Here is a 13,096-nt window from a genome sequence, read left to right as displayed (position 1 = left end):
CTCCGACCTGCTGTGACACATACTTGGGCGGCCGGGGCGCGACACCACGCCCCCCGGCCGCACCGAGAAGCACAGCGAGTACGGCAAGAAGGGCACGGCGTCGTGGCTAGGGCAAGGACAGGGGTACGCGCGCTCGGCGCGGTGCTGGCGGCGGTACTCGGAGCCTCACTGGCGGGATGCAGCAGCACGGGCGGAAAGCGCGCCGCCGACGCCCGCAAGGCGCAGGCCGCGGCCGGCAAGTCCGCGGTCACCACCCCTCGCTGGACCTTCGCGATGGTCACCCACTCCGGCGACGGCGACACCTTCTGGGACATCGTCCAGAGCGGCGCGGAGCAGGCCGCCGTCAAGGACAACATCAACTTCCTCTACTCGCACAACGACGAGGGCCAGCAGCAGGCCCAGCTCGTCCAGGCGGCCATCGACAAGAAGGTCGACGGACTGATCGTCTCGCTCGCCAAGCCCGACGCGATGAAGGACGTCGTCGCCAAGGCCGAGAAGGCCGGTATCCCCGTCATCACCGTCAACTCGGGCTCCGAGCAGTCCAAGGCGTACGGCGCGCTCACCCACATCGGGCAGGACGAGAACGTCGCGGGCGAGGCCGTCGGCGACGAACTCGACAAGCGCGGCCGCAAGAAGGCCCTGTGCGTGCTTCACGAGCAGGGCAACGTCGGCCATGAACAGCGCTGCGCGGGCGCGAAGAAGACCTTCGGCGGCGAGCTGCAGAACCTCTACGTCGACGGCACCAACATGCCCGACGTCCAGGCGTCCATCGAGGCCAAGCTCCAGGCCGACCGCTCCATCGACGCGGTCGTCACGCTGGGCGCACCGTTCGCGGACGCCGCCGTCCAGGCGAAGAAGACCGCCGAGAGCACGGCCGAGGTCGACACCTTCGACCTCAACGCCAAGGTGGCCACCGAACTGAAGGCCGGGACGCTCGGCTTCGCCGTCGACCAGCAGCCCTATCTCCAGGGGTACCAGGCCGTGGACCTGCTGTGGCTCTACAGGTACAACGCGGACGTGCTCGGCGGCGGGCGGCCCGTCCTGACAGGACCTCAGATCATCACCATGACCGACGCCGCCGAGCTGCAGGAATACACAGAGCGGGGGACACGATGAGTGCGACCGCACCACCTGCCACCACACCACCACAGAAGAGCGACGAGCGGCTGCTGCGCACCTCGCCCATGCGCAAGCTGATGGGCAGACCCGAACTGGGCTCGGTCGTCGGCGCCGCGGCGGTCTTCATCTTCTTCTCGATCGTCGCGGACTCGTTCCTCCAGGCGTCCAGCCTGTCCACCGTCCTGTACGCGGCATCGACCCTCGGCATCATGGCCGTACCGGTCGCGCTGCTGATGATCGGCGGCGAGTTCGACCTGTCGGCCGGTGTCCTGGTGACCAGCTCCGCGCTGATCTCCTCGATGTTCAGCTACCAGATGACGGCGAACGTCTGGGTCGGCGTCTTTGTCTCTCTGCTGGTCACGCTGGCCATCGGGGTCTTCAACGGCTTCATGCTGACCCGTACGAAACTGCCCAGCTTCATCATCACGCTCGGCACGTTCCTGATGCTGACCGGCCTCAACCTCGGCTTCACCAAGCTGATCAGCGGCACGGTCTCCACGAAGTCCATCGCCGACATGGAGGGCTTCAGCTCCGCGAAGAAGCTCTTCGCCTCGCAGCTGACCCTCGGTGACGTCACCCTCAAAGTCACCATCCTGTGGTGGTTCGCGCTGGTCGCCCTGGCCACGTGGATTCTGCTGCGTACCCGCTTCGGCAACTGGATCTTCGCGGTCGGCGGCGGCGCGGACGCGGCCCGCGCGGTCGGTGTCCCGGTCAGCAAGACCAAGATCGGCCTGTACATGGGCGTCGCCTTCGCCGCCTGGGTCTCCGGTCAGCATCTGCTGTTCTCCTTCGACGTGGTGCAGTCCGGCGAAGGCGTCGGCAACGAGCTGACGTACATCATCGCGGCCGTCATCGGCGGCTGCCTGATCACCGGCGGCTACGGCTCGGCGATCGGCTCGGCGGTCGGTGCGTTCATCTTCGGCATGACCAGCAAGGGCATCGTGTACGCGGAGTGGAACCCGGACTGGTTCAAGTTCTTCCTCGGAGCGATGCTCCTTCTCGCCACCCTGCTCAACGCATGGGTCCGCAAGCGTGCGGAGGCAAGCAAATGACGGCCCTCGTCGAGCTCGACAACGTCAGTAAGTACTACGGCAACATCCGCGCCCTGGAGGGCGTCTCGCTGGAGGTGCACGCCGGGGAGATCTCCTGCGTACTCGGCGACAACGGCGCGGGCAAGTCCACGCTGATCAAGATCATCGCGGGTCTGCACCAGCACGACGCCGGAACCTTCCTCATCGAGGGCGAGCAGGCGAGCCTGGCCAGCCCGCGCGAGGCGCTGGACCGCGGTATCGCCACGGTCTACCAGGACCTCGCCGTCGTACCGCTGATGCCGGTCTGGCGGAACTTCTTCCTCGGCTCCGAGCCGACGAAGGGCGTCGGCCCCTTCAAGCGCCTCGACGTCGAGCTGATGCGCGAGACGACCCGGTCCGAGCTGCTGCGCATGGGCATCGACCTGCGCGATGTCGACCAGCCCATCGGCACGCTCTCGGGCGGCGAGCGGCAGTGCGTGGCGATCGCCCGGGCCGTGTACTTCGGCGCGAAGGTCCTGGTCCTGGACGAGCCGACGGCCGCGCTCGGCGTGAAGCAGTCCGGTGTGGTGCTGAAGTATGTGGCTGCTGCCCGGGATGCGGGGCTGGGTGTCGTGCTGATCACCCACAACCCGCACCACGCGTATCTGGTCGGGGACCGCTTCATCCTGCTCAAGCGCGGCACGATGTCCGCCAGCCACACGAAGAGCTCGGTGACGCTGGACGAGCTGACGCGCCAGATGGCGGGCGGGAGCGAGCTGGAGGACCTGAGGCACGAGCTGGAGAGGGCGCCGGTGCCGACGCATCTGGGGGGCCACCCGGTGAAGGACGCGGACGCCTCCTAGCGCCTGCGGCGGGCCTGTTCCCCCATCCAATTGCGCGCGGGAAAGGGACAGTTCCGAAACGGCCGCCGCCACCTGCTACGGCGAGAGGGGCCGGACCGTGCGAAACGGTCCGGCCCTTTCGCCCGGTCCGGTGGCCGGTGGTGGCGTCAGCTTCCGGGCTGCAGGATCGCCCAGGCGTCCCCCTGGGCCGTTCGAAGGACCGGCGGGAGTGGCGCGTCCGCCCGGCCCGAGGCAGGCTCCTAGCGTTTCCGGGCATGACGAACGCACCCTCAGAGCGAGCGGCGAGGCCCACCCGACGGGGGGCGCTCGCCGGCCTGGCGGGCGGAGCCGGAGCGGCCCTCCTCGCCTCGGCGCCGACGGCCTCAGCGTTGGCACCCGCCCGAGCCCGAGGGCCGGCCGCGGCCGCGTCGCCGACGCCCGGAGCGATGCAACTGTTCACGGACCCGGCTCTCAACTTCTCCGCGCTGCTGGCCCTGGGCGGCGCCGGGTTCGGCTCCAGCGAGGTCGGCGAGGTCCTGACCGCCGTCAACGCGATCAACGCCGCCGGGGCGGACCAGCAGACGTTCACCGCGGAGTTCCGGCGCTGGGGGGACCGGCTCGCGGCCACCGCGACCCGTCATCCGCAGACCCGGCGATTCCGCTCGCTGCGGGCGGCCCAGTACTACGGCCAGGCGCTGTTCTTTGTGCTCGGTTCACAAACCCCCGGCGACGAGGAGGATCTCTACCTCGCCGGGCGTAGCTCCTGGGACAGCTTCGCCCGGTTGTGCACACCGGCGGCGATCACCGATCGGGTCCGGTACGAGGGCCGGACCTCGCTCCCTGTCTGGTTCTTCCGCCCCGATGCCTCCGGCAGGGCCAGGCCGACCGTCATCCTCACCAACGGCAGCGACGGCCAGAATGTCGACATGTGGACGTACGGGGTCTCCGCCGCGCTCGCCCACGGGTGGAACGCGCTCGTGTACGACGGACCGGGCCAGGGCGAGCTGCTCTTCGTCGACCAGGTCGTCTTCACCCCGCGCTGGGAGCGGGTCGTCTCCCTTCTGGTGGACTGGCTGGAGCGCCGCAGGGACGTCGACGAGCGGCGCATCGCCCTGACCGGGCTGTCGATGGGCGGCGACCTCGCCCCACGCGCAGCGGCCTTCGAGCGCAGGATCGCAGCGCTGGCCGCGATGCCGGGAGTGCTCTCGCCGTGGCTGGGTTTTCCGGCGGAGCTCCGGAGCATCGTGACCCCCGACAAGGCGGAGACCAACCGCATCTGGAACGAAGAGGTCGTCCCCCAGCTGAGCCCGGAGGAAGCGGCGACGATTGAGAAGCGGGTCGAGCCGTTCTCGGTCCCGGCGATGCTGGCCGCCCGTCAGGGCCGGATCTTCACCGACTTCTGGACCCCGGCCCAGCGGATCATGGCGCTCGACATCACCAGCGTGGTGAGCCGTATCAAGTGCCCCACGCTGGTGCTGGACTACGACGACGAGCAGTTCTACCCCGGCCAGCCGCGCGCGTTCTACGAGCTGCTGCGTGCCCCCAAGGAGTACGAACTGCTGACGGCGGCCACCGGAGCCCAGCTGCACTGCTCGCCGATGGCACCTCAGCAGCACTGCGAGGTCGTCTTCGACTGGCTGGAGGACACCCTGCGGCGGGGCGGCCGCCCGTAGGCACCGGGGGACCTCCGCGGGGCTGGAATGTGCGGCTGGACCGCACATTCAGCCCGTCCGGCGTTTGAGGACCTGCGGCCGAAGGTCGCATCCGGGGTCTGGGGCCTGCCCCCAGTTCGGGATGGGGCGGGTCGGGGAACAAGCCCCGCCCACGGGCCCCGCCCACCGGCGCCCGGCGCCCCGCGCCGCCGGATGGCAGAATCGGCCCCGGTGGGCGCTGCCCATCGCCGGGGACATGACAGCCACCGGCCCCGCCCCCGAGACCCCGCAGGGACATGAGCACCTACCGCGACTTCGCGCACCGCGGCTCCGCCCGCGCCACCGTCCTGAAGACCGTCGGCACCCGCGAGCGGCGCTCGCATCTCACCGCGCCCCGCGTCCCCACCGTCGGCATCGACATCGGCGGTACGAAGGTGATGGCGGGTGTCGTCGACGCCGACGGCGTGATCCTGGAGAAAATCCGTACGGAGACGCCGGACAAGTCCAAGAGCCCCAAGGTCGTCGAGGACACCATCTGCGAGCTGGTCCTCGACCTGTCCGACCGGCACGACGTGCACGCCGTCGGCATCGGCGCGGCGGGCTGGGTCGACGCCGACCGTTCCAAGGTTCTCTTCGCACCCCATCTCGCCTGGCGCAACGAACCCCTGCGCGACGCCCTCTCGGCCCGGCTCGCGGTCCCCGTCCTGGTCGACAACGACGCCAACACCGCCGCCTGGGCCGAGTGGCGCTTCGGCGCGGGCCGCGGCGAGGACCACCTGGTCATGATCACCCTCGGTACGGGTATCGGCGGCGCGATCCTGGAGGACGGCCGGGTCAAGCGCGGCAAGTACGGCGTCGCCGGCGAATTCGGTCATATGCAGGTCGTGCCCGGCGGCCACCGCTGCGCCTGTGGCAATCGCGGCTGCTGGGAGCAGTACAGCTCCGGCAACGCGCTGGTGCGCGAGGCGCGCGAGCTCGCCGCCGCGGATTCCCCGGTCGCGCACAGCCTCATCGAGCGCGTCGGCGGGAACATCCCCGAGATCACCGGCCCGGTCATCACCGAGCTCGCCCGCGAGGGCGACGCCATGTGCATCGAGCTCTTCCAGGACATCGGCCAGTGGCTCGGCATCGGCATCGCCAATCTCGCGGCCGCCCTCGACCCGTCCTGCTTCGTCATCGGCGGCGGTGTCAGCGCGGCCGACGACCTGCTCATCGGCCCCGCCCGGGACGCATTCCGCCGTCACCTCACGGGCCGCGGCTACCGCCCCGAGGCGCGCATCGTCAAGGCCCAGCTCGGCCCGGAGGCAGGTATGGTCGGTGCGGCCGACCTCGCGCGGCTCGTGGCCCGCCGTTTCCGCCGGACCAACCGGCGCCGTGTGGAGCGCCACGAGCGTTACGAACGCTACGCGCAGGCCATCCGCAACTCCGGCACCACCCGCCCCACCCAGGAACCGTAGTCATGACCGTGCCCCGCCAGTCCACCTCAACGGACGAAAGCGTCCGCCCCACCGAGGACCACCGCCACATGGTCCTCCGTCGCTGGTTGACGGCGATCACCATCGTGCTCCTCGTCGGCATCCCGGCCGGCTATCTGGTGATCTCCGCGGAGCAGAGTCGTGACAGCGGGCGGGACAAGGAGTCGGAGTCCTCGGCCACCGGCCTGCGCAACACCTGGCCCTCCCAGATGAAGCGCCGCGTCTTCGAGGTGCCGATCCCGGAGAAGTCCACGCAGGTCGCGTACTACGAGACGAGCAACTGGAAGACCAGCCGGCTGTACGTGCAGTTCCGTACGACCTCCGCCGGGCTCGACCAGTTCCTCAAGGGCGTCGGCACGAGCCGCGCGCAGCTCGACGACGGCGAGGTCAGCATCGGCGCGCGTGACGCCGAGACCGTCGCCTGGCACTTCGGCGCGAGCGAGGGCGACTGGGCGGGCACCAGCCATACGCAGAGGGACCCCCGTCCCTCCCAGGACATCACCGTCGATCTGACCGACAGTTCCCACCCCATGGTCTTTGTTGTCTCGACAGCGACCCCCTGACCGGAGGCCGTGCTTCCAGTCATTTCGAGGCGGCTCACGTGGTTTCGCGAAACAGGGCGCGACTCACAGTCCGTGACTGTCCGACAGCGGTTTGCCGCGACCGGATTGTTGGTTAGGGTGACAAGCAGAGGCTGATCCCGATGCCTTTGGCCAGGGCGATGGCCAGGCTGGCGAGTTCGGGGCTGCACAGGCTTACGGCTCCCGCGGAGTCGCGGGTGTCCGCGGGGCAGTCGTGATCGCTGCAGGGTGGGTCGGACACGACGGGGGGCTCGCGTTGGATCGCCTGGCCGGAGCAGACCTGGAAGTCGGCCCAGCCCAGTTCGTGCTTGACGGGTTTGTCCCGACGCTGCGCACGGCAGACAAGAAGGTCACAACCGCAGGTCGACCGGATGCGGTGGGCGTGTGACCGGCCGGCCGGCGCCCGCGGGGCTGCCCCCGTCGCTGCGCGTATGGCTCGGGCTGATCGCGGTCCTCGCCGCGCTGGTGATCGTCGTGCTCGGGGTCCTGTATGCCGGCCACAGTGAGCCCGGCAGGGTGGACGCGCGGATCTGGGCGGCGGTGGACGGTGTGGGGCCGCCGTGGCGGCAGGTCGCTCTGGCCACGGACTTCTTGGGGGAGCCCGTGGGAGCGGCGACGCTGGTCGTGGCCACCGTGACGGGCTGCCTGCTGCTTCGGCGTCCTCGCGCAGCGGTGCTCGTCGTTGCCGGGGTCGGCATGACCGTGGGGACGACGACGCTGCTCAAGCACCTGGTGGGACGCACCATCCACGGCGGGTACCTGTCCTACCCGAGCGGGCACACCGCCTTCTTCACCGCGCTCGCCCTCATGGTGGCGCTGCTCGCGACCGGCCGGCTCTGCCTCGGCAGGACGGCCGGCACGTTACTCGTGCTCGCCACGGCGCTGGTTGCCGGCGCCGCCATGGGCTGGGCGCAGGTCGCACTGGGCGCGCACTACCCGACCGACGTCCTCGGCGGCTGGTGCACCGCGCTGGCGGTGATACCGGCGACCGCGTGGCTGGTCGATCGGATGGCCGACTGGCTGGTCGATCGGATGGCCGGCGCCGGTCGGCGGCAGCGTCGCTGACGTCACGTCACGCCAAGCGGCGGAATACGGGCTTCACCGGCCGCCCGGCCAGCCAGGGGGTGGGGTCAGCGGCATCCAGTGCCTTCCGGTACACCGCACATGCCTGGGCCACCACGTCGACGGTGCGGTCGATGTCGGCGTCGCCGAGCGCGCTGCTCACCACGAATGACGGGGCCAGTACTCCGCCCGCGAGGAGCCGGCGCAGGAACAGGGTGCGGTACTGCTGCGACGGCTGCCGGTTCGCGTCGAGGGTGGCGAAGACCAGGTTGCTGGCCCGGCCCCGGACGACGATGTGGTCGCCGACGCCCATGCCGGCCGCGGCCTCGCGGACACCGGCGGCCAACCGCTCGCCGAGGGCGTGCAGCCGCGCGGTGATGCCCTCCTCGACGTAGGTGGTTTGCACGGCCATCGCGGCGGCCAGCGAGTGCGTTTCCGCACCGTGCGTGGTGGACAGCAGGAACACCCGGTCGCCGGAGTGACGCAGCCCGCCCCACTCCATCAGGTCGCGGCGCCCGGCCAGCGCGGAGACGGCGAACCCGTTGCCCAGCGCCTTGCCGAACGTGGAGAGGTCGGGCACGACGCCGTACAGGCCCTGCGCGCCCGCCTCGGACCAGCGGAAGCCGGTGATCATCTCATCGAAGATCAGTACGCAGCCGTACCGGTCGGCCAGCTCGCGCAGGCCGGCGAGGTATCCGGGCGGCGGCTCGGCGTGGCCGGCAGGTTCGAGAATCAGGCAGGCGACCTCGTCCTGATACCGGGTGAGCAGCTCCTCCGTGGCGGCCAGGTCCCCGTAAGGGAACGCCACGGTGAGCTCGGTGGTCGCCGCCGGAATACCGGCGGACATCGGCGTGGTGCCGATGAACCAGTCGTCGACGGAGAAGAACGGATGGTCGCCGCAGATGGCCACCCGCGGGCGCCCGGTGACGGCACGGGCGAGGCGCACCGCGGCGGTGGTGACGTCGGAGCCGTTCTTCGCGAACTTCACCATCTCGGCGGTCGGCACCGTGGCAAGGAAGCGTTCCGCGGCCTCGACCTCCACGATGGACGGCCGAACGAAGTTGCTGCCGCGGTCGAGTTCCCGCCGCACCGCCTCGAGCACGCGTGGGTGGGCGTGGCCGAGACTGACCGACCGCAGTCCGGACCCGTACTCGATGTAGCGGTTGCCGTCGATGTCCCACACGTGGGCACCGCGGCCGTGGCTGATGACCGGGGCCAGGTTCTCGGGGTACTGGTCGTCGCCCTTGGCGTAGGTGTGCGCGCCCCCGGGGATCATGGCGTGCAGCCGCTCGTTCGCCATCCGCGACCGGGGCAGGAGGAACTCTTCGGTGTCCACGCTGACTTCAGCTCTCTTTCTGCTTCAGGGCCTCGGCGAGGCTCGGCGCCTCCCGGTCCCGCTGGGACATCGATGTGGCCGGCAGTGGCCAGGGAATGGCGAGCTCCGGGTCGTCGAAGGCGATCGTCACGTCCTCGGCCGGATCGTGCGGGCGGTCGATCCGGTACGAGATGTCGGCGGTCTCGGTCAACGCCTGGAAGCCGTGCGCGCACCCCGCCGGGATGTACAGGGTCACCTGCGTCTCGCCGGACAGGTCGAAGAAGGCCACGTTGCGGTAGGTCGGCGAGTCCGTCCGCAGGTCGACGACGACGTCGAAGATCCTCCCGTACGAGCACCGCACGAGCTTGGCCTCGCCTGCGCCGGAGCGCAGGTGCAGGCCGCGCAGCACGCCCCGGACCGAGCGGGACAGGCTGTCCTGGACGAAGGCGTCCGGGTCGAGGCCCACCGAGCGGACCACGTCGGCGTCGAAGGTGCGGCAGAAGAAGCCGCGCTCGTCGGCGTACGGCGTCGGCTCGAAGAGGTACGCGCCGGTGATCTCCGGGACTTCGGTCGCCTTCATGGAGCCTTCCGCAAGGTGTGGGCGTGGTCGGCCGCAGGGAACAGGGCCGCGGTCAACGAGTTGAACTGGTGCTCGAGGCGCTGGGCTGCGGCCAGGTTCCGCTGGGTGAGGGTCTGGCGCAGCTCGGCCGAACGCTTCTCCAGCGCACGGAACTGCTCAAGCAGCCGGTCGGCGTCGACCTCGCGCGCCGGGTGGCAGTACGCGCCAAGGCCCATCTCCGCCATGAGCGCGTCGCTCTTCGCCGCGTAGCAGAGAGCGAGCACCGGCGTACCGGTCTTCAGCGCGCAGATCAGATTGTGGTACCGGATCGCCACCACGGTGTCGGCAGCCGCCATCTCCTTCATCAGGTCGGCCAGTGAGGACGGCTCGGCAGCGGTGACCAGCGGTGAGTCCACCGCGTCGAGGATCGCGGCGACCACCGACGCATCGCACTGGTCGCCGGTGAGCAGCCGGACCGGCCTGCCCTCCTCGACCAGCGTGCGGACGAACCGGATCGTCCCGTCGAGGTAGCGCCGGTATATCTCCTCGGCCCGGGCGCGGTCGTCATTGCCGCCGTGGAAGTCCATGACGCCGACACAGACCGCGCCCGGCGGGCCCGAGGGCGCGCTCGCCCGCGGCGTCGGCAGGGCGAACGCGAGGTCCGGGTAGACCTCGTCACGCGCGGTGTCCACGCCCATCGCCCGCATCGCGTCACGGGACTGGGCGTCCCGGTACGACCGGTAGGTGGCCAGCCGCGCCGACCAGCGCACCAGGGCCCGGGTGGGCCGGTTGCCGATCTCGGCGGCGCCGACGCTGACCAGCGCGACCCGGGTGCGCAGCAGCCGACCGCTCGCGCAGAGCAGGAACAGCGAGTACGGAAAGCCCCACGGCCGCAGCGGCAGTGTGGCCTCCAGGACGCCCATGCCCGGCACGATCACCACGTCGTGCCGGCGCACCCAGGCGGCGGTGCGGAAGGCGTCGACGAGTTTGCCCAGACCCTTCGCCGCGATCGCGCCCGCGCGTGACGCGGTCCGGTACTCCCCGCGGTACCAGTGCAGCCGCGTGGCGGGGATCCCGAACCGGGTCGTCACGGCCTCGGGCCCGCCGCACAGCGCGTCCACGACCGCCTCCGGGTGCTCGGCGCGGAGGTACCCGAGGACGGCCTCGAGCGACCCGTCGTTGCCGAGATTGCCGGAGCCGAGCAGGCCGAACACCCCGACGCGCACCGGAGTTTCGTCCGCGGACGTCATGCCTGCCTCCCCTCACGGCCGGCGACGAGGGCGTCGACGGAGACCGTGAGCTGGGCCGGGTCGACCGGGGCGCGGTCCTCGACCCGCTCGCCGGCGCCCGGCCGGACCCGGCTGGTCATCCACGCGGCCAGGTGGCGGTAGCACGCGCGCCGGTCGGCCGGGGACAACGGCGCCCGGCGGATCGCCGAGGCGAAGCCCCAGATGTACTCGGCGAGCAGCCGGGGCGTCGGGTGCAGCGGGCCTGCCCGGCGCGGGTCCAGGTTGACGCACCGGGAGCGCTTGGAAGGGTTCGCCCGCTCGGCGCGGGTGGGGTGGTCGCGGCGGAAGTACAGCAGCTCCGGCACCTGGTGGAAGGGCCCGTGCAGGGTGATCTCGGCGACGAACGTGCGGTCCGCGTGGTGGTAGCTGTCCATCGGTTTCACCCGGCGCAGCATGTCGGCCCGCATCACCCCGTAGAAGTCGTCGCCACCCGGCTCGACCAGCAGACTGCGGAAGCGCTCCGGCGCATGCGGGGAGTCGGTGGCGAGCCCGTACTCGTAGGGGACCTTCACCTCGCCGTCGCCGTCGATGACCGCCTGGCCGGTGTGCGCGAGGATCACCTCCGGCCGCTCGTCCAGCGCTTCCACGCAGCGCCGCAGCAGGTCGCGGCCGTACAGGTCGTCGTGCGAGGCCCACTTGAACAGCTCGCCGCGGGACTCGGCGAACACATGGTTGTGGTTCGGCGTGGCGCCGATGTTCCGGGGCAGCCGGAGGTACCGGATGCGCGAGTCCCGCGCGGCGTACTTGCGGCAGATCTCCTGGGTCCCGTCGGTCGAGGCGTTGTCGGAGATGACCAGCTCGAAGTCCTCGTAGGTCTGGCCGAGCAGGGCGTCGAGCGACTCGGCCAGGTACTCCTCGCCGTTGTACACGGGCAGGCCGATGCTCAGCCTGGGTTGGGCGGTCATGAGGTCCTCACTTCGGGGATGGGATTGCGGTGGCGCTCGCGCAGGGCGGACCGCAGTTGCAGCCACCACACGGCCGAGCCGCTGATGGTCGCGGCGGCGACGCCCCAGGCCGAGCCGACCGTGCCGGCGGCCGCCGCCCCGCCGAGCCCGCCGCTGACATAGCAGGCGGAGGCGAACAGCTGGCAGCGCAGGCTGCGCCGGGCAGCGCCGAGTGCGCGCAGCCCGGCCGCCGCGCCGGTGCCGAGGCCCGCGCCCGCGACGCCGAGGGTGATCGGCACGATGAGCTCCGAGGCGGAGTGCCAGACGCCGCCCAGCACCAGCTCGCCGAACCGGCCAGGCATCAGCAGCAGCGCCCCGCCCCAGAGCAGCGCGCCGGCGGCCTGCCCCCCGCCCAGCAGGAGGCAGAAGGTGCCGAGCCGGTGCGGGGCCTGCCGCAGCACCCGTGCCGCCTCCGGGACGGTGACCAGCGAAAGCCCCATGAGCACCGCCAGGAACGGGCCGAGCAGGAGCTCGGCGCCCCGCACCGCACCCACCGCGCCGACCCCGACGATCGCGCCGAGCCCGTACGCCCGCAGTTGGCTCGCGCCACTGAGGCTGACGTTCTCGACCAGGTACCGGTAGCCGAGATCGCGCTGCTCGCGAAGCCATCCGCGCGCCTCGGTCATCCGGGGCCGGATGCCGGACTGGATGTAGCCGTACCCCGCCGCCACCGTGGCGGACGCGCCCCAGGCGAGCACGAAGGCGGCCACGCTGCCCGCACGGGCCGCCACCACCATGGCCGGGACAAGTGCGACACCCCACACGACGTCATTGACGAACGCCTTCCGCCCGGCGCCGACGGCGAAGAACGAGAACCGCCAGGCGTCCTGGAGCAGCAGCCCCGGCAACATGACACCAAGGGCGGCGAACGCGGGCCCCACGCGGCCGCCGAGGCCCAGTCCGGCCACCAGACACGCCGCGCCGAGGGCGGCACCGACGCCGAGCGCGGTACCCGTCGACCGGGCCACCGCCCCGCGCCAGGACGCGTCCGGCACGCCGCTGAAGCGCACCACGAGCGGATCGGTGGCCAGCCCGCGGGAGACGTTGAGCACCACGCCGTAAGTCACCCAGGCGAGGCTGAACACACCGAACGCGGTCACCCCCAGCGAGCGGGCCACGTAGATGCCCACCGCGAAGTTGCTCACGCTGGAGGCCGCCTGGTCGGCCAGTCCCCAGGACAGCCGGCCGACGAGGGCCCGCCTGGCGGATCCGGCCGGTGCCGTGGTCTTCTCCCCCTCGGTGGTCATC

At 71.1% G+C, this 13,096-nt stretch carries 12 protein-coding genes; 7 read left to right on the top strand and 5 right to left on the bottom strand.

What is annotated here, in order from left to right; translation table 11 throughout:
- Positions 1–102: 102 nt before the first annotated feature.
- The 7 genes from OG905_RS08320 to OG905_RS08290 all read left to right on the top strand — a co-directional run bounded on the left by OG905_RS08320 (position 103) and on the right by OG905_RS08290 (position 7,744).
- Positions 103–1,116: a sugar ABC transporter substrate-binding protein gene (locus OG905_RS08320; protein ID WP_328667065.1), complete on the top strand. Its 1,014-nt coding sequence runs from the start codon at positions 103–105 to the stop codon at positions 1,114–1,116.
- The gene (locus OG905_RS08315) at positions 1,113–2,171 is read left to right on the top strand and encodes an ABC transporter permease (RefSeq protein WP_328667063.1); all 1,059 of its coding nucleotides are present in this window, start codon (positions 1,113–1,115) and stop codon (positions 2,169–2,171) included. Before OG905_RS08320 ends, OG905_RS08315 begins: the two co-directional genes overlap by 4 nt.
- Positions 2,168–2,992: an ATP-binding cassette domain-containing protein gene (locus OG905_RS08310; RefSeq protein ID WP_328667061.1), complete on the top strand. Its 825-nt coding sequence runs from the start codon at positions 2,168–2,170 to the stop codon at positions 2,990–2,992. The genes OG905_RS08315 and OG905_RS08310 overlap by 4 nt, the downstream gene beginning before the upstream one ends.
- A 425-nt stretch (positions 2,993–3,417) precedes the next feature.
- Positions 3,418–4,644, top strand: a complete 1,227-nt coding sequence (locus tag OG905_RS08305; RefSeq protein ID WP_328667060.1) for an alpha/beta hydrolase family protein — start codon at positions 3,418–3,420, stop codon at positions 4,642–4,644.
- Between the two features lie 275 nt (positions 4,645–4,919).
- The gene (locus OG905_RS08300) at positions 4,920–6,080 is read left to right on the top strand and encodes an ROK family glucokinase (RefSeq protein WP_328667059.1); all 1,161 of its coding nucleotides are present in this window, start codon (positions 4,920–4,922) and stop codon (positions 6,078–6,080) included.
- Positions 6,081–6,082: 2 nt separating this feature from the next.
- Positions 6,083–6,661, top strand: coding sequence for a hypothetical protein (locus OG905_RS08295; protein WP_328667058.1), 579 nt, complete (start codon positions 6,083–6,085; stop codon positions 6,659–6,661).
- Between the two features lie 402 nt (positions 6,662–7,063).
- Positions 7,064–7,744: a phosphatase PAP2 family protein gene (locus OG905_RS08290; protein WP_328667057.1), complete on the top strand. Its 681-nt coding sequence runs from the start codon at positions 7,064–7,066 to the stop codon at positions 7,742–7,744.
- Positions 7,745–7,751: 7 nt separating this feature from the next.
- Here the strand turns inward: OG905_RS08290 and OG905_RS08285 are convergent, their stop codons facing one another.
- The 5 genes from OG905_RS08285 to OG905_RS08265 are packed head-to-tail and all read right to left on the bottom strand — an operon-like array spanning position 7,752 to position 13,095.
- Complete coding sequence (locus tag OG905_RS08285; protein WP_328667055.1) at positions 7,752–9,077, bottom strand: glutamate-1-semialdehyde 2,1-aminomutase; 1,326 nt, start codon at positions 9,075–9,077, stop codon at positions 7,752–7,754.
- Positions 9,078–9,084: 7 nt separating this feature from the next.
- Entirely contained in the window at positions 9,085–9,636 is a 552-nt protein-coding gene (rfbC, locus tag OG905_RS08280; protein WP_328667053.1) for a dTDP-4-dehydrorhamnose 3,5-epimerase, read from the bottom strand.
- A complete protein-coding gene (locus OG905_RS08275; RefSeq protein WP_328667051.1) occupies positions 9,633–10,865 on the bottom strand; it encodes a polysaccharide pyruvyl transferase family protein in 1,233 nt (410 codons plus the stop codon). The genes rfbC and OG905_RS08275 overlap by 4 nt, the downstream gene beginning before the upstream one ends.
- Positions 10,862–11,809: a glycosyltransferase family 2 protein gene (locus OG905_RS08270; RefSeq protein ID WP_328667050.1), complete on the bottom strand. Its 948-nt coding sequence runs from the start codon at positions 11,807–11,809 to the stop codon at positions 10,862–10,864. Before OG905_RS08270 ends, OG905_RS08275 begins: the two co-directional genes overlap by 4 nt.
- Complete coding sequence (locus tag OG905_RS08265; protein WP_328667049.1) at positions 11,806–13,095, bottom strand: hypothetical protein; 1,290 nt, start codon at positions 13,093–13,095, stop codon at positions 11,806–11,808. Before OG905_RS08265 ends, OG905_RS08270 begins: the two co-directional genes overlap by 4 nt.
- Position 13,096 lies beyond the last annotated feature (1 nt).

Source organism: Streptomyces sp. NBC_00322, assembly GCF_036147535.1.
Lineage (GTDB): Bacteria > Actinomycetota > Actinomycetes > Streptomycetales > Streptomycetaceae > Streptomyces.
This window is presented reverse-complemented; position numbering and strand designations above follow the sequence as displayed.